The 18,858-nt window shown below is 34.9% G+C and carries 20 protein-coding genes; 9 read left to right on the top strand and 11 right to left on the bottom strand.

The window, feature by feature from the left end; translation table 11 throughout:
* Positions 1–27: 27 nt before the first annotated feature.
* From mnmA to IV494_RS12395, 7 genes are all read left to right on the top strand, one after another.
* Positions 28–1,215: a tRNA 2-thiouridine(34) synthase MnmA gene (mnmA, locus tag IV494_RS12420; RefSeq protein WP_196080454.1), complete on the top strand. Its 1,188-nt coding sequence runs from the start codon at positions 28–30 to the stop codon at positions 1,213–1,215.
* Positions 1,216–1,331: 116 nt separating this feature from the next.
* Positions 1,332–2,303, top strand: coding sequence for an ABC-three component system protein (locus tag IV494_RS12415; protein ID WP_196080453.1), 972 nt, complete (start codon positions 1,332–1,334; stop codon positions 2,301–2,303).
* Complete coding sequence (locus IV494_RS14910; protein WP_317193008.1) at positions 2,287–2,511, top strand: ABC-three component system middle component 6; 225 nt, start codon at positions 2,287–2,289, stop codon at positions 2,509–2,511. Before IV494_RS12415 ends, IV494_RS14910 begins: the two co-directional genes overlap by 17 nt.
* Positions 2,502–4,223 (top strand): DUF2326 domain-containing protein, encoded by a 1,722-nt coding sequence (locus IV494_RS12410; RefSeq protein ID WP_196080452.1) that lies wholly within the window; start codon positions 2,502–2,504, stop codon positions 4,221–4,223. The genes IV494_RS14910 and IV494_RS12410 overlap by 10 nt, the downstream gene beginning before the upstream one ends.
* A 113-nt stretch (positions 4,224–4,336) precedes the next feature.
* Positions 4,337–4,522, top strand: a complete 186-nt coding sequence (locus IV494_RS14905) for a Dph6-related ATP pyrophosphatase (protein ID WP_317193007.1) — start codon at positions 4,337–4,339, stop codon at positions 4,520–4,522.
* A gap of 86 nt (positions 4,523–4,608) precedes the next feature.
* Positions 4,609–4,863 (top strand): FUSC family protein, encoded by a 255-nt coding sequence (locus IV494_RS12400; protein ID WP_196080451.1) that lies wholly within the window; start codon positions 4,609–4,611, stop codon positions 4,861–4,863.
* A 353-nt stretch (positions 4,864–5,216) separates the two neighbouring features.
* Positions 5,217–6,596 (top strand): flavin-containing monooxygenase, encoded by a 1,380-nt coding sequence (locus IV494_RS12395; protein ID WP_196080509.1) that lies wholly within the window; start codon positions 5,217–5,219, stop codon positions 6,594–6,596.
* Positions 6,597–6,666: 70 nt separating this feature from the next.
* Here the strand turns inward: IV494_RS12395 and cls are convergent, their stop codons facing one another.
* The 8 genes from cls to IV494_RS12355 form a co-directional block, all read right to left on the bottom strand.
* Positions 6,667–8,115: a cardiolipin synthase gene (cls, locus tag IV494_RS12390; protein ID WP_196080450.1), complete on the bottom strand. Its 1,449-nt coding sequence runs from the start codon at positions 8,113–8,115 to the stop codon at positions 6,667–6,669.
* A gap of 11 nt (positions 8,116–8,126) precedes the next feature.
* Positions 8,127–8,870: a LytR/AlgR family response regulator transcription factor gene (locus IV494_RS12385; RefSeq protein ID WP_196080449.1), complete on the bottom strand. Its 744-nt coding sequence runs from the start codon at positions 8,868–8,870 to the stop codon at positions 8,127–8,129.
* Positions 8,871–8,879: 9 nt separating this feature from the next.
* Positions 8,880–9,440, bottom strand: coding sequence for a methyltransferase family protein (locus tag IV494_RS12380; protein ID WP_230380132.1), 561 nt, complete (start codon positions 9,438–9,440; stop codon positions 8,880–8,882).
* A 1-nt stretch (position 9,441) separates the two neighbouring features.
* On the bottom strand, positions 9,442–9,732 hold the full coding sequence (locus IV494_RS12375) for a 2TM domain-containing protein (protein WP_196080448.1): 291 nt from the start codon (positions 9,730–9,732) through the stop codon (positions 9,442–9,444).
* Positions 9,719–10,018 carry a 2TM domain-containing protein gene (locus IV494_RS12370; RefSeq protein ID WP_196080447.1) on the bottom strand — a complete coding sequence of 100 codons (300 nt, stop codon included), beginning with the start codon at positions 10,016–10,018 and terminating at the stop codon, positions 9,719–9,721. Before IV494_RS12370 ends, IV494_RS12375 begins: the two co-directional genes overlap by 14 nt.
* Before the next feature lie 5 nt (positions 10,019–10,023).
* Positions 10,024–11,352, bottom strand: a complete 1,329-nt coding sequence (locus IV494_RS12365; RefSeq protein WP_196080446.1) for a 2TM domain-containing protein — start codon at positions 11,350–11,352, stop codon at positions 10,024–10,026.
* A gap of 33 nt (positions 11,353–11,385) precedes the next feature.
* Complete coding sequence (locus IV494_RS12360; protein ID WP_196080445.1) at positions 11,386–11,676, bottom strand: 2TM domain-containing protein; 291 nt, start codon at positions 11,674–11,676, stop codon at positions 11,386–11,388.
* Between the two features lie 163 nt (positions 11,677–11,839).
* Positions 11,840–13,960 (bottom strand): carboxy terminal-processing peptidase, encoded by a 2,121-nt coding sequence (locus IV494_RS12355; protein WP_196080444.1) that lies wholly within the window; start codon positions 13,958–13,960, stop codon positions 11,840–11,842.
* 134 nt (positions 13,961–14,094) lie between these two features.
* Here IV494_RS12355 and surE point away from each other — a divergent pair, with 134 nt between their 5' ends.
* Both surE and IV494_RS12345 read left to right on the top strand, forming a co-directional pair.
* A complete protein-coding gene (gene surE / locus IV494_RS12350) occupies positions 14,095–14,859 on the top strand; it encodes a 5'/3'-nucleotidase SurE (protein WP_196080443.1) in 765 nt (254 codons plus the stop codon).
* Between the two features lie 44 nt (positions 14,860–14,903).
* Positions 14,904–15,944: a GMP reductase gene (locus IV494_RS12345; protein ID WP_196080442.1), complete on the top strand. Its 1,041-nt coding sequence runs from the start codon at positions 14,904–14,906 to the stop codon at positions 15,942–15,944.
* 14 nt (positions 15,945–15,958) lie between these two features.
* Here the strand turns inward: IV494_RS12345 and IV494_RS12340 are convergent, their stop codons facing one another.
* The 3 genes from IV494_RS12340 to egtB are packed head-to-tail and all read right to left on the bottom strand — an operon-like array spanning position 15,959 to position 18,719.
* Complete coding sequence (locus IV494_RS12340) at positions 15,959–16,621, bottom strand: aspartate/glutamate racemase family protein (protein WP_196080441.1); 663 nt, start codon at positions 16,619–16,621, stop codon at positions 15,959–15,961.
* A complete protein-coding gene (locus IV494_RS12335; protein ID WP_196080440.1) occupies positions 16,618–17,571 on the bottom strand; it encodes an L-histidine N(alpha)-methyltransferase in 954 nt (317 codons plus the stop codon). Before IV494_RS12335 ends, IV494_RS12340 begins: the two co-directional genes overlap by 4 nt.
* Complete coding sequence (gene egtB / locus IV494_RS12330) at positions 17,568–18,719, bottom strand: ergothioneine biosynthesis protein EgtB (RefSeq protein ID WP_196080439.1); 1,152 nt, start codon at positions 18,717–18,719, stop codon at positions 17,568–17,570. Before egtB ends, IV494_RS12335 begins: the two co-directional genes overlap by 4 nt.
* Positions 18,720–18,858 lie beyond the last annotated feature (139 nt).

The raw sequence follows: 18,858 nt of genomic DNA, 5'->3' as shown, positions 1-18,858 counted from the left end.
CCTTGAAGTGCTTTATAAAATGAACATATGAAAATTGTAGTTGGACTTTCTGGAGGTGTAGATTCCAGTGTTGCAGCGTATTTGCTGCAAAAACAAGGTCATGAAGTAGTCGCGCTTTTTATGCGGAACTGGAATGATGCATCCGTAACTTTGGAGGATGAATGTCCCTGGATCGAGGACAGTAATGATGCTTTGATGGTGGCGCAAAAACTTGGAATCCCTTATCAGGTGATCGATATGAGTGAACTGTATAAGGAGAAGATCGTGGATTATATGTTCGAGGAATATAAAAAAGGCCGAACGCCGAATCCTGATGTTTTGTGTAACCGCGAAGTGAAGTTTGACGTGTTTATGAAAACAGCCTTATCGCTTGGTGCTGAGAAAGTTGCAACGGGACATTATGCACAGGTGAACTCTACTTTTGATGAAAATGGAAAAGAAATTTTTCACCTTTTGGCAGGAGCAGATAATAATAAAGATCAGTCGTATTTCCTGTGTCAGTTGAATCAGGACCAGTTGTCGAAATCGTTGTTTCCGATTGGAGCATTGACAAAGCCTGAAGTTCGGGAAATCGCCCGGGAAATGGGTTTGGTGACGGCAGATAAAAAAGATTCACAAGGTTTATGTTTTATCGGTAAAGTAAGTTTACCGACTTTTCTGCAACAACAGTTGGAACCGAAAGAAGGTGAAATTGTAGAGATTTTTAAGGATTTCCCCGGTTTTCATGAGGAAACGCCTAAATTTTCTTCAAAATTGGAAGAATTGCAATTCCTTTCTCAGAAAATAAAATACGAAAAATCGGACGGAAAAGTAATTGGCAAACATCAGGGTGCGCATTATTTTACGGTGGGTCAAAGCAAAGGTTTGGGAATTGGCGGACATAAAGAATCCTGCTTTTTGATTTCCAGAGATATTGAAAATAATATCGTTTTTGTGGGGGAAGGGAGAAATTTCCCGGGACTTTTCAGAAGCGCTTTAAAAATAGAAAACTCAGAAGTTCATTGGGTTCGTGAAGATCTGCGTTTGCAAAAGGGCGAATCGATGAAAGTAAAAGCCAGAATCCGGTACCGACAAACTTTGGAAGAAGCGACGCTTTACCAATTTGAAGAAGGTTTCTATATCGAGTTTGAAAACCCACAATCTGCGATTGCAGAAGGACAGTTTGCTGCCTGGTATATGGACGATGAGTTGGTGGGAAGTGGGGTTATTTCGTGATTTTTTATCTAAATAAGTTATTTAAATTCCTTTTGAGAATATTAGAACAAAATTTTCAGTAATTTGGCTTCAAATATAAGACGAGCTTTTATGAAAATAATCTTTACTGAATCAGAATGAACAGAAGCAAATATTTTGAGTACATAGAAGCCAAACTTCATATTCTAGCACATCGGATTCAAACTAAAGGCAAATTGAATATTCTCAATCTTCATCTGCATTCAGAGAATTTTTATCTTCATTTTTTTAATCTGCTATACAGTCTTAAGTTAAGTAATTTAAACAGTAGTAATCAAAATGTTGAAGCTATTGATTTAATAGATCATGAAAATAAAATGATTTTTCAAGTTTCATCAACTTGTACAAAACAAAAAATTGAATCTACGTTATCCAAAGATATTTTTAAAAAATATAAGGATTATAGGTTTAAGTTTATTTCAATTTCAATTGATGCAACAGATTTAAGAAATAAAACATTTTCGAATCCACATTCGATAAGTTTTGATCCGAAGAATGATATTTATGACTTAAAAAGCATTTTAAATGATATTTTGCCAAAAAAAGCAGAAACTCAGAATAAACTTTATGAATTCATTAAAGAAGAACTGGGCGAAGAAATAGATATTGTTAAGTTAGATAGTAATCTAGCGACTATAATAAATGTTCTCTCTCTCGAGAGATGGGATGATACAATTGGAGATGATAAATTAAACAGTTTTGAAATTGAAAGAAAAATTCAATTTAATGAACTAAATGATGCAAGAGATATAATTGAAGAGTTTTGTATATATTATAAAAAAATTGATGAAAAATATACCGAGTTTGATCTGCTGGGGGCAAATAAGAGTAATTCAGTTTTAAACTCAATTAGAAAAGAATATTTAACGATAAAAAATAAAGAAAATAAAGACAAAATATTTTTTACTGTTATAGAAAATGTCAAAAACAAAGTATTGAAAAGTGGTAATCTTAACTCAATACCAATTGATGAAATAGAACTCTGCATAGACATTTTAGTTGTAGACGCATTTATTCGATGTAAAATTTTTGAGAATCCTAAAGAATATAAATATGTTACTACCGGATAATATTCATCCAAAAAACAGCATTTATTACAATGCATCAATTGTCCTAAAAGCATTACAGGATTATGGAAATCTAGAGCTATTAGATTTGTATTTAATAGTCAATAAAACTAAAAAAATATCATTGCCTGTATATATTTTATGCTTGGACTGGTTATACATAATTAATATTGCAGAATTAAATAAAGGTGAAGTAAAATTATGTACATAAAAACTCTTTTAATTGTAAACACAAAAAATTCTTCAGTTATTCGAGAAATCCATTTTCGAAATGGAATAAATTTAATTGTTGATGAAAGTAAAGAACAAATAACAGGAAATAATATTGGAAAAACTACAGTTCTAAAGTTAATTGACTTTTGTTTTGGAGGAGATAAAAATAATATTTGGCAAGATCCAGAAAATCCGAAAGAAGTTTACTCCGCAGTGAAAGATTTCTTGATAAATAATGAAGTTTTAATCGTTCTAACTCTGGGAAATTCTTTTGATAAAGATGAAGAAAGTGATGTTGTAATAGAGAGAAACTTCTTAAGTTCAAAAAATAAAATTATTCGTCGTATAAATGGTCAACAATATACAGAGGAAGAGTTTGAACCAGAGCTTAAAGAATTTTTCTTCCCTAATCTCGATGCAGAGAAGCCAAGTTTTAGGCAAATTATTTCGCACAATATTAGGTACAAAGATATTAGTATTAATAACACGTTGAAAACGTTGAACAGTTATACTTCAGATGCTGAATATGAAACATTATATCTTTATCTATTAGGATGTGAATTTAATGAAGGTAACAAAAAACAAGAAATTCTTCAAAGCATTCGTCAAGAAAGCATTTTCAGAAACCGACTAGAGAAATTTCAAACAAAAACAGCCTACGAAACGACTTTAGCACTTATCGAAAACGATATTGAGGAACTGAATTTAAAAAAATCAAAATTAAATTTAAATGAAAATTTTGAAAGGGATTTGAATGCATTGAATGAAGTTAAATATGATATTAATAAATTAAGTTCAGAAATAAGTAAATTAAGTATAAGAAAAGAAATAATATTTGAAACAAAAAAGGAATTAGAATCGAATAACGTCGATATAGATATGCCACAACTTGAGCAAATTTATAGTCAGGCAACTGAAATGTTGGGAGAATTGCAAAAGACGTTTGAGAACATGGTAATATATCATAATCAAATGATTTCTGAAAAAACTAAATTTATAACTAATGAATTACCAAATCTTGAATTAAAATTACAACAAAGAAGAAGAGAATTAGAAATACTTTTAATTAGTGAATCAAAATTGTCTAAAACTATCGCAAAAGGTGATTCTTTTAAAGAGTTGGAGTCCTTAATTACTGAGTTAACTGAAAAATACCGAGTAAAAGGTGAATATGAAAACACAATTCAACAACTGCAAGAAGTTGAGGATAATTTAACTTCATATAACGATGAATTAACAAAAATTAATCAAGCACTATTTTCAAATGACTTTGAAGACAAAATAAAAATCCAATTAAATAAATTTAATAAATACTTTTCGTCTGTTTCTGAATACCTTTATGATGAAAAGTATGCTCTTAAATATGATAAAATCATAAACAAAAAAGGTCAACGTCTTTATAAGTTCAGTGCATTTAATACAAATTTTAGTTCAGGTAAAAAGCAGGGGGAAATCTCTTGTTTCGATATCGCCTATATCTTATTTGCTAGAAATGAAGAAATACCCTCAATGGATTTTATTTTAAATGACAAAAAGGAATTGATGCACGACAATCAGTTAGTAAAAATAGCCCATTTGGTTAACGAAAAAGGGATTCAATTTGTAGCCTCAATTTTGAAAGACAAATTACCTGCAGAACTTAATAATCCTGATTACTTCATATTGGAACTATCTGAGGATAATAAACTTTTTCAAATAGAAAATTCATAAAATCTAAGTCATAATTCTTCATCGTGTGCATTTTCATTTTTCTTTAATTATAGATCGACTAACAAAACTATAGTTGTCGCCTGCGAAAAAAAATATTTGAATTCATCTACCCAATGAAAAAAGCAGTATTCAACTGGAGCGGCGGAAAAGATTCTGCTTTAGCACTTCAAAAAGTTCTGGAAGAAAAGGAATTTGAAGTCATTGCATTACTGACCACGAAGAACAAAGAACTTGAAGTTCGGGTTCCCATCCTTTCAAGCAGCAGCAAACAAAAAACACTGAACTGGAATGAAATTTAACGACCTGCTTTCAAATTATATACAATGTCATCAATAAAAATATTCTCCACCGACTTACGCTTCTAGCATAAATGAGAACAAATCGAATGAAACAAAAAGAACCCTCCGAAATGACAGCCGAAGAATTGTTGATCGAATTACAAAAGATTAAATCCACCAATGTCATCAATGCCTTATTGGTCGGCGTAATGATTGGAGTTGCAATTTACAGCACGGTGAGAAACGGTTTCGGAATTCTTACCGCGTTTCCCTTGTTTTTCATCCCAATGTTTGCTAAAAAATGGTCTTATAAAAAAGCCCTTGAAAAAGAATCAAAGGAAAGGGATTGCAGTCGCGATTAATCAATATTGCCCATCGCACAATCCTCTGCTCGAGATATAAAAAATTAGAGGGCTAAACTATAATCAAAATTCGACCTATTTTTTCATTAATTCAATACTTAATTACCTCCTGTTTCTCTCAAAATTAGGAATTCCGCAAAAAATTCCTTATATTCCAGTTCTTGCTTACATTAAAAATTCCCCCGGAAATTATAAGTCAATTCTTTTTGTCATTAATTTCTCTTTAGAGTATTGAACTCTACCTCTGCTTTCTGCAGAAATTTTTACAAGCTGTTATTAACGTAGAATGCTTTCTTATAAAGTGTTCCAATTTTAATTTTAAAAAAATAAATAGTATGAGTAATAAAAATATTTTGAAAAATAAACGTGTTGGTATTATCGGTGCAGGTCCAAGCGGTCTTGCACAAATTCGTGCGTTTGAAGCCCTAAAAAATCAAGGTTTTGCCATGCCTGAAATCGTCTGTTTTGAAAAGCAGGATAACTGGGGCGGAATGTGGAATTATTCCTGGCGAACCGGTGTGGGAAAATATGGTGAACCATTGCACGGAAGTATGTATAAATACTTGTGGTCCAACGGTCCGAAAGAATGTTTGGAATTTGCAGACTATTCATTTGACGAACATTTTAAAAAGCCAATTTCATCTTATCCACCACGTCCGGTTTTATTCGATTATATTCAGGGAAGGATCAAAAAAAGTAATGCCCGGGAGTACATCCGTTTCAATACGACGGTGCGATGGGTAAGTTTCGATGAGGAAACGAAAAAATTTACCGTCATTCTGGATGACTTAAAAATTGATAAAACGTATTCTGAAGAATTTGATTTCCTAGTGGTCGCTTCAGGACATTTTTCAACACCAAATATGCCTTATTTCAAAGGAATAGAAAACTTCCCGGGAACGGTAATGCATGCGCATGACTTTAGAGGAGCGGACCAGTTCAAAGACCGAAACGTTTTACTCATCGGCAGCAGTTATTCTGCAGAAGATATTGGAGTTCAGTGTTATAAGCACGGCGCTCAATCGGTGACCTTGAGTTACAGAAGCAATCCGATCGGAATTGAATGGCCGGAAGGAATGAAAGAACTTCCATTGGTGACGCATTTTGAAGATGATACCGCTTTCTTTAAAGATGGCACTACGGAGAAGTTCGACGCCGTAATTATGTGTACCGGTTATCAACATAAATTCCCTTTCTTGCCGGATGAGATGCGATTGAAAACCAAGAATAATTTATATCCGGATCACCTTTACAAAGGAGTTTTCTTTAATGACTTGCCACAGTTAATTTATTTAGGAATGCAGGATCAGTATTACACTTTTAACATGTTTGATACACAGGCCTGGGTTGCGAGAGATTATATGATGGGAAAATTAGAACTTCCTACGCCGGCTGAAAGACGACTTGATATTGATCAGTGGTTAGAAAAAAATGAGCAGGCTGCAACGGGTGAAGAACATGTTGATTTTCAAACGGCCTATATTAAAGATCTGCTTTCTCTTTCCGACTATCCGCATTTTAATGTTGATCAGGTCGCAGTGATGTTTAAAGAATGGCTGAAAGATAAAGAGGAATGTATCCTGACTTATCGCGACAAAACGTATCAAAGTGTCGTTACCGGAACGAAGGCAGCCGTACATCATACGGAATGGATGGATGAAATGAATGACACGAAGGAGCGCTATCTTTATGAAGTGACGGACGAAGAAGAATTGGTTGCAGAGAGAATCTAAAAAAGCAGTTCCAATCAATTTAAAAATACCTTTCAAAACATTTGAAGCGTATTTTCTATGGAAAAATTTTCTACAACATCGGAGAGATCAACCGCACGATCTTTTCAATCAGCTGAACATGTTTCGGGCGATTAAGCCAGGAATTAATATCGATCTGTTCTGAATCCTTCATATCTTTTTCAAAATTAAAAGCGAGTTCTTCAGCGATTTGCTCATCATAAACAATTGCATTGACTTCGAAATTCAGATCAAAACTACGGTAATCTAAATTGGCGGTTCCGACCATTGCCAAACAACGATCGGCAACCAAAGTTTTCGCGTGGACAAAACCTTTTTGATAGAGATAAATTTTTACGCCGGCTTTTAAAAGTTCGTTGTAATAAGATTTTGCCGCCGCATTTACCATAAAAGAATCTGAAATCCCCGGAACCAAGAGACGAACATCAACACCGGAAAGTGCGGCCATTTTCAGCGCATCAATAATGGTTTCGCCTGGAATAAAATAAGGAGAAGTCAGGAAGATCTCTTTCTTCGCCGACTGTATGGTCTTAATTACTGCGTAATAAATCGAAGGTCGGTCGGAATCCGGTCCGCTGGAAACGATCTGTATATTTTTTGTTTGCCCAGAAATCATTTCTGGTTTTGGAAAGTAATTTTCGCTGACCGTGAGTTTTTCATTAGAACAATAATTCCAGTCACCGATAAAAAGATGTTGCAGAATTGCGGTCGCATCTCCTTCGATCTTCAGATGAGTATCGCGCCAGAATAATTTGTTTCCGGAATGTGCATTATTATATTTATCACTCACGTTGATCCCGCCCACAAAAGAAACGCGGCCGTCAATGACAATAATTTTCCGGTGATTTCGATAGTTGAGGCGATTCGCAAGCTTGATCAATTTGATCTCATAAAACGGAAAAGCTTTCACGCCGTTAGCTCTCAATCTCCTGGCTAAAGTTTTGCGAATGGAAGCACTGCCGAAATCATCATAAATAAAGCGAACTTCAACGCCGACATTTGCTTTTTCAATCAGAATTTTTTCGATTGCGCGACCGATCTCGTCATCTTCATAAATATAATATTCGATGTGAATATGGTGTTTTGCATTTTGCAATTCCATTAAAACTTCCGGAAATTTCTCTTCGCCGTTGATCAAAAGTTTCGCAGAATTATTGGTAGTTAAAGGACTTCTGTCGGTTTCATAGATCATCTTCATTAAACCCGAAAAGTGATCATTATCATCGATTCCATCCAGATTTTTTAGATTATAAGATTCCAGTTTTGCGAGAACAAGATCTTCCTGTTTCTCATCCTGAATGATCTTTTTGCTGTAGAGTTTATTCTTGCGGTAATTGATGCCGAAAGAGAAGTAAATAAAAACGCCGATGATCGGCAGGAAAATGACCAAAAGTAAATACGCCAGCGTTTTGGTAACACTTTGCGTATCATAAATAATTCGAAGCAGAACTCCGCTGATGAAAAGAACATAAATGATCTCAATCAATAAAATCCAGTTCATCCTGTACTATTTTAGTTACTCAACCAATCTTTAAAATCCTTCACTCGATCCCGACTCACCGTAATTTCTTCTTCCGGCTGAAACTCCATTTCCACTTTGTAATAAGGCGAAGTATGAATGTTTTTAATGAAATTGGAATTGATCATAAACTGTCGGTTCACGCGAAAGAATTTCTTCTCATCGAGAACTTCCTGCAGTTCATCTAAAGTAAAATCGGTCGGATAATTTCTCTCTTTGGTTTGAAGATAAACGATCTTGTTTTCACTGTAAAAACACGAAACCTCATCGGTCTGAACGATCTTTAAATTATAGCCGATCTTCACCAAAATCCGGGACAGCTTTTGCTTCTCTTCTTTAATTAAAGATTTGATCTCCAGTGAATTATTTGATGATTCAGAAGGTAGGAAGCTTTTAAACTTATTGATGGCTTTTTCCAGATCTTCTTCCATTATTGGCTTCAAAAGATAGTCGATGGAATTCAGTTTAAATGCCTTTAAAGTATATTGATCAAACGCTGTGGTATAGATCATAAAACTCTTCGTAGGAACCTTTTCAAAAATATCAAATGACAATCCATCACCCAAAACGATATCGGAGAAAATCAGATCCGGGTGTGGATTATTCTGAAACCAGTCTAAACCTTCTTCAACAGAATTTAATGTTGCAACTAATTCTAAATCAGGAAATAAACCAATTAGTCGTTCAAGTTTTCGCGCGGCAGGTTTTTCATCTTCGATGATGACGGTTTTTATCATGTTCTAAAATTAATAAATAAAAGGGATAAGTCTTTTGGTTTTTTTCATATAATCGGTATAATCTTTCCCAAACTGCTCTGTCAAGACTTTTTCCTCAATGTTGATGCGGTAAAAGAACATTAAAAATACCGGAACCAAAAGGATAACTGCAGAAATGTAATTGTTTAAAACGATGGCTAACCCTACAAAAGTGAGCAGGGAAAAAAGGTAAGAAGGATGTCTCACATATTTATAAAAGCCATCTGTTTTTAATTGATGGTCTTTTTTGATGGTTACGTCAACGGTGAAATATTTCCCTAAATTATAAACAACGATCATACGCAAAACGATACTTAAAAAAAGAATTGCTAATCCTAAAATTTGTATTTTACTGTTGGTGTAAAAAGGGAACTGCGTTGCTTTGGAAACAAAAATCCCGAAGAAAATGCTGAAGCCAATGACCATCCACAGATAAGAAAGTGACTTTTTATCTTTTCCTTTCGCGTCTGCATTTCCGGAGCGCATTTTTAAGAGGAGAAAAATTTCTGAAAATCCCCACAAGATCATAATGATATTGGTTGCAGCATTCATCTTATTTATTTTTATCCATTAGCTCCCGAATTTTTCTCTCTTCCCAGTCTTTTCCCATCAACATATTCGGCAGGAAAACGCTTGTCCCATGACCGAGCAAACCAACTCCCCAGAAAATTGCAGTCCAGTAATTGTCCATATTTGAGAGCGAGGCACCTGATTCTACATTTTGCGCGATGATAAAAAGATTCACTAGTACATAGATTACGGCGTGAATGTAAAATCCTTTCAACCGTTTTACCCTTTTTTGCGCTTCTAAATACTTGATATTATTTTCGTTAGTATTTTCCATGCTGTTCTTTATTAAGTTCTTTATCAATCATTCTTCGTTCCCAACTGTGGTTAAAGAAGAATATTTTAAACGCTTTTGCGACCAAAACAATTCCGCAGATCCAGAAAATAACGGAGAAACCGTTGTAATCTAAAAAGGTAATTTCGCCCGTTTTATAGTATCTGCGAAAACTATAGATTGCAAATACCAAGATAAAAATGAATATGCTTGCGTAAAACTTTTTCATTTGATTTACTCTTTCCTTTGCGATAGAATAATCAGTTTCGTTGTCGGTTAAATTTTCCATATTATTTATTTTTTTGAATTTTCTCTGTCTAAAATTTTCTGAATTTGTTTTTCTTCCCAGTTTTTACCGATGCCAAATGTTTTTAAGGCGTGTATGGATAATCCAAAACCCCATCCTAACATCGGCCAATAAAACCATAAGTGTTTCGGCGATGTGTACAGATTAATAAAGAGTAAAAATGGAATGACGAGACAGTAAGAGATCAAATTGCTGTAGAACCCTTTCAGTTCATCGACTCTTTTGGCTGCTCTTTGGTAGGATATGGATTCTTTAGTAGGTTGTGTGGTCATGGCTGTAATTTTTTTGGTTAACATTGGTATTTTCACTTTGAAAAAATCATCTGATTTTTCGATGAAAACATTTTGTTTCGTGAGTAATGAATAACGTTGAACGATATTAGAGAGGCCAATTCCGGCGCTTTCTTTTACCTGTTCTCTTTGCTGTAAATTATTTTCTATAAAAAGAAATCCGTTTTCTGAATAGATCTTAATGTGTAAAGGTTTGCTTGAAGTTGCAAAATTATGTTTGATACAGTTCTCTAAAAGCAGCTGTAAAGAAAGTGGAACGACGTACGATTTCAAGGCCATTTCATTTACATTAAAATCAAAGCTCACACTATCTTCAAAACGCGTTTTCAAAAGATCGCAATAGGTTTTAGCAAATTCAATTTCCTCTTCTACGGTAACGAGTTCTTTGTCTTTCTGCTCCAGAACATATCTGTAAATTTTCGACATGGAAGCCGTAAATCTTTGTGCCTGATTCGGATTTTCATCAATTAAAGCACTTAAAACATTCAAAGAATTAAAAAGAAAATGCGGATCGAGTTGATTCTTTAAACTTTCAAATTGTGCGTTGGCTGATTTTGCAATTAATTTCTGTTCTACAACTTCTTTCCGGGAGGATTTTTTCCATTCTTCCATGAAGCCTTTCGCATGCATGATCGCAGAGACCAAAAGTGCAATATTGATGATGACCCAATTCACAAATCCCATTTGACCGGTGAAGAAATGATCCGGACTGTTTTTCTGAAGAACAATGAAATTCAAGTAGTTACAGAAAAGGACTAAAATGATATTGACAAAAATGGTTGCGACAATCCCAAGGATGATCCGCGTTCTGGTATCATCGATCCAGGAATATTTTGAATTGAGATAGCAGTTGGTATAAAAATTCCCGAAAACAAAAACGAAGGAATAAATAGCAGAAACTAAAAAGCTGATCAACAAGTTATTAACACTCTTTTCATCTGTAAAAAAAGTAAAAAAGAAAAGGCCTGTTCCGAATGAGATCCAGAGAGAAATTCTTGCCTGCTTTCTAACGTCTTTAAAATCCATCCTGTAAATTTAATGATAAAAGAAAAGTTTAAATTATTTTCTTAATATTTTCTGAATTTCTTTTTCCTCCCAGTTTTTTCCCAGAATAAAGTCCTGTCCAAAAACTGACATTCCGTGTGCAGCCAAACCGATTCCCCAAAATAATGCGGTCATGTAGGGATCAGAAGTTAATAAAGTGCTTACGTTATCAACCGCACATCCAGCAATAATGATTGCGTTTACGGCAAGATAGATCATGGCATGAACATAAAAACCTCTGATGCATTTCACTCTTCTTTGAGCTTGTGAAAATTTTGCTTCCTGATTAAAATTGTAAGTTTCCATTTTATAAAATTTTTGTAGTTGTTGTTATTTGATGGTGTAAAGGTATTCCCTCCGACCTCACTTTTCAACTAATTATAACCGAAGGGTCAATTTTATACACCGAGTTGTAAAAAACAAAAAACCACCGGAATTCCGATGGTTTTAGTAAGTCTATTTTTGAAGGCTATTTCATTTCACCCACAACATTTACTGCTTCCTGAAGATACAGATCGCGCTGTAAATTTTTGGTCCAGTTTTCTGTTTTCTTGGTGAAAGGTTCATCTGTTTTTTCACGGATCGCTTCATCCGGATTCAGCGTAAATTTAAGGCCATTGTTAAATTTATCCAGCCCTTTGAATTTTTTGATCTGGGCTTTTCTTGTCTGCATCACTTCATTGAATTTGCTTTGCTCTAAGGAAATTGTTTCTTCTTTGTCTAATTTTTCCTTCCATTGCGCAGATTCCTGAATCAACTGGTAGTTTTTATTATTAGCAAGACGCGCTTCGATCCCTTTTTGTAAAGCCTGAACCGAGAATGTATTTAAAGCTTGAAAAGGCACTGCCGGAATTTTATCCCAGGCTAAAGCGTAATCATCATAACGTTCTCCAATTTCAGCGTAAGTGAAGAAATCTTTCATTTTAATGTCGGACTCTATCCCTTTTCTTTGCGTTGATTCCCCTGTAATTCTGTAGAATTTCTGGATGGTTAATTTCAAAGAACCAAAATCATCGGTGGTGTTCAGGAATCTGTTCAGATCAACAAAAGTCTGTACCGTTCCTTTCCCAAAAGACTGTGGCGAACCAAGAATTACAGCTCTCCCGTAATCCTGCATTGCACCGGCTAAAATCTCTGAGGCCGAAGCTGAAAGTTCATTTTGCATGATCAACAAAGGACCCGTCCAGATCGGTGCATTTGTTTTATTTTTCAGAGTCTGTACTTTTCCGTTGCCATCTTTCACCTGAACATAAGGACCTGCGTTCATAAACAAACCCATAATATCACCAACTTCCGTTAAACTTCCACCACCATTATTTCGAAGATCAAGAATGATCCCGTCAACATTTTGAGGTTTTAACTTGAGTATTTCATTTTTAATATCATCTGAAGCATTTCTTCCTTTAGAATCTGCAAAATCCGCGTTAAAGCTTGGCAAATTGATCAGTCCGTATTTTTTACCATCTGGAGCGTTAACGATAATGCTTCTAGCAAAAGTATCTTCAATCGCGACTTCCTCGCGAGTCATGGTAACTTCCTTGATTGATTTGTCTTTTTTCTCAACGGTCAAGGTTACTTTCGTTCCCTTTTCACCGCGAATTAGTCGTACAGCTTCATCAGAAAGCATTCCTACCACATTTACTGCATCAGCATCGGGTTTAGATCTTACTTTCAATATTTTGTCACCTTCCGTAAGTTGTTTAGATTTCCAGGCGGGAGCTCCGATTGTAAGTGCACCTAAATAAAGATAACCTCTTTTTTCCTGAATAATAGCTCCAATTCCGATCACTTTGCCAGTAAACTGAGTGTCGAAATCTTCCTTATTTTTCGGTGAATAATAATTCGTGTGCGGATCGAAAACTTCGGTGTAAGCATTCATATAAACTGTAAACCAGTCCATTTTATTTCTTTTCTTAAATCTTCTGAACGTATCGGTAACAAGGTCTTTTACCTCCGAAGTTGCTTTAATTCTCTTCGCTTCCGGCGTTAGAATTTCAAGCTTAATCGTATCTTTCAAGTTAAATTTCTGTACAGAATCTTTTTTCTCTTTCTGCATTTCTTCTTTTGCCGTCAAAGATTCCATTTCCTGTAAAATATTATACTTGATGTATTTTTTCCATTCCTGAGAAAGCTCAGCTTGATTTTTCGCATTTTTCTTGATCTTCGGCTCTAAGATCAAAGTTTCGTCTTCATTCAAATTGATCGGTTTGCTCAAAATATCCTGAGTGATCTTATCGATCTCATCAACTCTTTGATACAAACGATCTACCGTTAGTTTATAAAAAGTAAGATCTCCCTGATTCAGATAATCATCGAGTTTAGTTTCGTGTTTCGCAAAGTCATCCATGTCAGACTGGAGAAAATATCTTTTTGATGAATCTACCATTTCGAAATAATGCTTGTAAACATCCTTCGAGTACGCATCATTTATGGTTTTGGGGGAATAATGTAAATAACTGAGTGTATTTTTTACACTCACCATTATTGTCGACATTTTTTCATCATCATTTTTCGGAGTATTAAAACAGAACACCAAACTTGTGAGTGGTATGAAAAGCAATAATGTATTGAGTTTTAGGTTTTTGAACATATAATTAATTAATATCTAATTTGTTAAGAATTTTCTCCATTTGTTACAGGATTTTACAAAGTATCAAAATTAATACCTTATTTATATTTGCACACTATTATTTTAAGTAAATTTGTGGAAACCCTAGAAATTATATGCAAAAACCTTTGATTTTAGTAACGAATGATGACGGAATTACAGCGCCTGGAATCAGGCATCTTGTAGAATTTATGAATGAAATTGGGGAAGTTATTGTAGTAGCACCAAACTCACCACAATCTGGAAAAGGTCATGCAATTACCATCAATCAAACTTTAACTTTTGAAGAAATTAGTTTAGAAGGACCGCAGAAAGATTATTCACTGAGCGGAACTCCTGTAGATTGTGTGAAATTTGCCTTAGATAAGATTTTAACCCGAAAACCAGATCTCGTGGTTTCCGGAATTAATCACGGTGCGAATTCATCCATTAATGTTATTTATTCAGGTACGATGAGTGCTGCTGTAGAGGCAGGTGTTGAAGGTTTGCAGGCGATCGGATTTTCCTTACTCGATTTTTCCTGGGATGCCGATTTTTCTCAGGCGAAAGAATACATTCAAAATATTGCAAAAAAAGTCTTAGAAAATCCTTTACCGAAAGGAATTGTTCTCAACGTAAATATCCCAAAATTACTGAAAGATGAAATTAAAGGGGTGAAAGTTTGCCGACAGGCGAAAGCAAAGTGGGAAGAAAATTTCGATGAAAGAATCAATCCACACGGTAAGAAATATTATTGGTTAACGGGTTATTTCAACAATATGGATTCAGGCGAAGATGCTGATGAAACTGCTTTGGCAAATGGTTATATTTCTATCGTTCCCGTTAAATTTGATCTTACCGCTCACGAAGAACTGGAAAACCTTCGAAAAATGATGGAATAATTTTCAGCTCCTTATTTTAATTCAATAAATTTTACTCTCAAAAGATGCGCATAGAAAACGAACTCAAATTAGGTTTCAAAGACGTCATGATCCGTCCAAAACGATCTACTTTAAAATCTCGTTCACAGGTAAGTTTGGAACGAAATTTTACTTTTGTCAATTCTCAGAAAAAATGGAGCGGTGTTCCGATCATCGCTGCCAATATGGATACGGTGGGAACATTTGAGATGGCAGAAGCACTATCAAAAGATAAAATTATTACGGCGGTTCATAAACATTACACTTTGGAAGAGTGGAGTTCATTTTTAAATCAGCAACCTGATTCTATCTACGATTATATCGCATTAAGCACCGGAATTGGAAAAAGTGATGAAGAAAAAATTCAGAAAATAGTTGAAGCACATCCAAAAATTAATTTTTTGTGTATTGACGTTGCCAATGGATATTCTGAACATTTTGTAGGATTTGTAAAAAAAATGCGGACTATTTTTCCTGATAAAACGATCATCGCAGGAAACGTAGTAACAGGTGAAATGGTAGAAGAACTAATTTTAGCCGGCGCAGATGTTATTAAAGTAGGAATTGGTCCCGGTTCTGTGTGTACAACAAGAATTAAAACCGGCGTCGGTTATCCGCAGCTTTCTGCAATTATAGAATGTGCAGATGCTGCTCACGGACTTGGCGGACATATTATTTCTGATGGTGGTTGCAAAATTCCCGGTGATGTGGCAAAAGCTTTTGGTGGTGGCGCAGACTTCGTGATGTTAGGCGGAATGTTCGCGGGACACGACGAAAGCGGAGGTGAAATCGTAGAAGAAAACGGGAAAAAATACCGACTTTTTTATGGCATGAGTTCTCAAACTGCTATGGATAAACATTCGGGTGGAATTGCAGAATATCGTGCTTCTGAAGGCAAAACGGTGAAAGTTTCCTATAAAGGTGCAGTTGCAGAAACGGTGAAAGATATTTTGGGCGGAGTTCGGTCTACCTGTACTTACGTTGGCGCTTCACAACTGCGCGAACTGTCAAAAAGAACTACTTTTATCAGAGTTTCTGAGCAAGAGAATCAAGTATTCGGAGGCTAAATCTATTAAATCGTTCACTTTAAAAATTCCTCGATTTGCAGCTCAGCCATATCGATGCAGGAAGAATTTTCTTTAAAAGCAAAAAGTGAAAGTTCTGTACAACCAATAATTACAGGATTTCCGCTGGAATATTTCTTAATTAAATTTTGAAAAATATTTATTTCTGAGGGAGATTCTTCTTTGTTGTAGATTTTTTTCCTAAAATCATCAATCCATTTTTGATCCGATTCTATGGGTTTTAATAGAGAAATTCCCTCTTTCTGAAATCTAGCATCTAAATATTCGGAATTCATTGTGTAAAAGGTCCCAAACAGGGTTACTTCTGAAATGCTGTTTTCCTTTAAATATTTTAAAGTGAGATCGATAGGATGAAAAATTTCGAATGGTAATTTCATCTGATCCAATGTTTCATGCAGCGTAATATTTGGAACTAAAAGTTTTGAAATACCGAAGTCTAAAATCTTCGAAAAGTAATTTTCCAGTTTAGGAATTAAGACTGAAAATTGATCAGGCAAATAAGGGTTTATTTCCTGAAAATCACTTTGGTATAAAAGCAATGGGCAAGTTGAGAACTCTTTCTTATTTTTCCTATATTTCTCGTGGATCCTCTTCAAATAGTATTCGGTTGAAGCATTACCTAAACCTAAAACGCCCCTTAAACTCGAATCAATAATCATCTTTTGGTTAGAATATAATCTGCGAAATAATTTTTTGAATCCAGAAATTTATGGGTAATTTCCAGCATTGAGTCATCAATAAGATCTTGCAAAATTGTATCGTTGTACTTCCTGGAAATCTCTGTATGGATCAGTTCACCTTCGTCAAACTCAAAAGATTTACCGAGTTCCTTAAAATAAACAGATTGCTTTTTAGTACTTTTTAAAAAACTTTTTGCAATACCTTCTTCCTCTGTATATTCTGGAGCATGTTCGAAATTCTCTAAGTCAAAATCTGCACCTAATTCCCGATTGATCCTTTTCAACAAATTTAGGTTAAAGTCTCGTGTAATTCCAGCTGCATCGTTGTATGCAGGAAGAACAATATCTTTCGATTTAATTTGATCTACTCCTAAAAGTAATTTTTCATTGGGTTTTAAATGATCCGCAATTTTATGAAGAAAACTTCTTGCAACTTCGTCCTGCATATTACCAAGATTGGAGCCGATGAACAAAATTACTTTGGGTTTATCTGAAGTAAAAAGTTCATCTAAAACCTGAAAATAATCTCCTTGCTGAGGATCAATTTCTAAATCCGGAAATAAATCTTCCATGCGTTCTGTAATGACTGAAAGACTGTTGTGAGAAATATCAACAGGAATAAATTTAAACCGGTAATTTTTTTCGAGCAAAGTTTTTAACAGATGCTGTGTTTTCTTTCCATCGCCTGCTCCGAGTTCTATCAATTCAAACTCCTCGTTCGGATTTATCTGGAAAGATTCTATGATGGCCTCACTTTGCTGACTAAAAATCTCCAGTTCAGAATTGGTCAGATAATATTCCGGCATTTCCATGATCTGCTGGAAAAGTTCATCCCCAGCTTTGTCGTAAAAATAATGCGAAGAAATATATTTTGGATTTTGGCTCAATCCTGCTTCAATATCTTTTAAAAAAGTGTCGTTTTTCGTCATTTTGCTAATCTTATTCCGGTGATTTGCCACCTGTATTTGGATTGAAAAAAGTTTCGATATGTTTTTCTCTCGTGACCTTTTGGAGTTGCAGTAGAACTTCCGCGCAAAACCATTTGACCGATCATAAATTTGCCGTTGTATTCTCCAACTGCGCCTTCTGCAATCTGGAAATTTGGGTAAGGTAAATATGCAGAGTACGTCCATTCCCAGCGTTTTCCCCAATCGAATTGGTCGGAAGCAATTTCCCATTCAAATTCGGTCGGTAATCTCATGCCTTTCCAATTGGCAAAAGCTTGCGCTTCGTAGAAAGAAATATGTGTTAAAATATGGTGGGGCTGAATTGGTCTTAAGCCTTCTAAAGTATAGGAATGCCATTTCTCATCTATTTTTTTCCAGTAAAGAGGTGATTTTATTAGATTTTCGTTGACCCAACTCCAACCTTCATCGAGCCAGAGTTTGAAATTGTCGTAACCTCCAGCTTCCATAAATTCTATATATTCGCCGTTGGTTACTAAAGATTTTGAGATCTGAAAATCGTGTAGAAATACTTTGTGTCTTCCTTTTTCATTATCGAAATGAAAGCCAGTTCCTCCATAACCGATTTCGTAAACTCCTTCTTTTATTTCTAACCAACCTTTTTCAGAATTTTCTTGGGCCGTTAGATTGAAGCCTTCTTTGTAAACCGGGAAAATAGGATTGTAAGAAAAAGTATGTTTAAGATCTGTAATTAAAAGTTCCTGATGCTGTTGCTCGTGATTAATTCCTAGAATAATTAATTCTTCTAACTCTGAAGACGAGTTTGTTTTTAATAAGTTTTCGATGTGTTCATCAACGTAATTTCGGTATTCATAGACTTCAGCTACCGTTGGACGGGTAATTGTCCCACGTTCTGTTCGGATGGCTCTTTCGCCTAAAGTCTGGTAATAACTGTTGAATAAAAACGCAAAGTGAGGATTGAAAACTTGGTAATCAGTAACGAACTTTTTCAGAATCATCTCTTCGAAAAACCAGGTCGAGTGACTCAAATGCCACTTCGGCGGACTTGCAAAATCCACAGGCTGTGGAATGTAGTCCTCGATTTCGAGAGGTTCACAAAGCGCAACCGAGTGCGATCTTGTGTTTTTAAAAAGTTGAAATAGTTCGCTCATAATAATTAAAAATAATTATAGTAGAACTAAACTACAAAAAATATTCCGAATTGTCAGTTTACCAACTAATATTGAAATATTGGTATAAAAACTTACTAACAATCGAATAATTCAAATTGTTAGAAAGAAGAAATATATT

Source organism: Kaistella gelatinilytica (assembly GCF_015679325.1).
Taxonomy (GTDB): domain Bacteria; phylum Bacteroidota; class Bacteroidia; order Flavobacteriales; family Weeksellaceae; genus Kaistella; species Kaistella gelatinilytica.
The sequence above is the reverse complement of the archived record's forward strand: the minus strand, read 5'-3'. Positions and strand labels throughout refer to the sequence as shown.

Excerpts from the sequence above, each read along its gene's own strand:
- IV494_RS12355 (WP_196080444.1), bottom strand. The coding sequence starts at position 13,960 with ATGTTCAAAAACCTAAAACTCAATACATTATTGCTTTTCATACCACTC.
- egtB (WP_196080439.1), bottom strand. The coding sequence starts at position 18,719 with ATGAGCGAACTATTTCAACTTTTTAAAAACACAAGATCGCACTCGGTT.
- IV494_RS14910 (WP_317193008.1), top strand. The coding sequence starts at position 2,287 with ATGTTACTACCGGATAATATTCATCCAAAAAACAGCATTTATTACAAT.
- IV494_RS12365 (WP_196080446.1), bottom strand. The coding sequence starts at position 11,352 with ATGGATTTTAAAGACGTTAGAAAGCAGGCAAGAATTTCTCTCTGGATC.
- IV494_RS12400 (WP_196080451.1), top strand. The coding sequence starts at position 4,609 with ATGAAACAAAAAGAACCCTCCGAAATGACAGCCGAAGAATTGTTGATC.
- IV494_RS12385 (WP_196080449.1), bottom strand. The coding sequence starts at position 8,870 with ATGATAAAAACCGTCATCATCGAAGATGAAAAACCTGCCGCGCGAAAA.
- IV494_RS12375 (WP_196080448.1), bottom strand. The coding sequence starts at position 9,732 with ATGGAAAATACTAACGAAAATAATATCAAGTATTTAGAAGCGCAAAAA.
- cls (WP_196080450.1), bottom strand. The coding sequence starts at position 8,115 with ATGAACTGGATTTTATTGATTGAGATCATTTATGTTCTTTTCATCAGC.
- mnmA (WP_196080454.1), top strand. The coding sequence starts at position 28 with ATGAAAATTGTAGTTGGACTTTCTGGAGGTGTAGATTCCAGTGTTGCA.
- surE (WP_196080443.1), top strand. The coding sequence starts at position 14,095 with ATGCAAAAACCTTTGATTTTAGTAACGAATGATGACGGAATTACAGCG.
- IV494_RS12360 (WP_196080445.1), bottom strand. The coding sequence starts at position 11,676 with ATGGAAACTTACAATTTTAATCAGGAAGCAAAATTTTCACAAGCTCAA.
- IV494_RS12340 (WP_196080441.1), bottom strand. The coding sequence starts at position 16,621 with ATGATTATTGATTCGAGTTTAAGGGGCGTTTTAGGTTTAGGTAATGCT.
- IV494_RS12380 (WP_230380132.1), bottom strand. The coding sequence starts at position 9,440 with ATGAATGCTGCAACCAATATCATTATGATCTTGTGGGGATTTTCAGAA.
- IV494_RS12345 (WP_196080442.1), top strand. The coding sequence starts at position 14,904 with ATGCGCATAGAAAACGAACTCAAATTAGGTTTCAAAGACGTCATGATC.
- IV494_RS12370 (WP_196080447.1), bottom strand. The coding sequence starts at position 10,018 with ATGGAAAATTTAACCGACAACGAAACTGATTATTCTATCGCAAAGGAA.
- IV494_RS12410 (WP_196080452.1), top strand. The coding sequence starts at position 2,502 with ATGTACATAAAAACTCTTTTAATTGTAAACACAAAAAATTCTTCAGTT.
- IV494_RS14905 (WP_317193007.1), top strand. The coding sequence starts at position 4,337 with ATGAAAAAAGCAGTATTCAACTGGAGCGGCGGAAAAGATTCTGCTTTA.
- IV494_RS12415 (WP_196080453.1), top strand. The coding sequence starts at position 1,332 with ATGAACAGAAGCAAATATTTTGAGTACATAGAAGCCAAACTTCATATT.
- IV494_RS12335 (WP_196080440.1), bottom strand. The coding sequence starts at position 17,571 with ATGACGAAAAACGACACTTTTTTAAAAGATATTGAAGCAGGATTGAGC.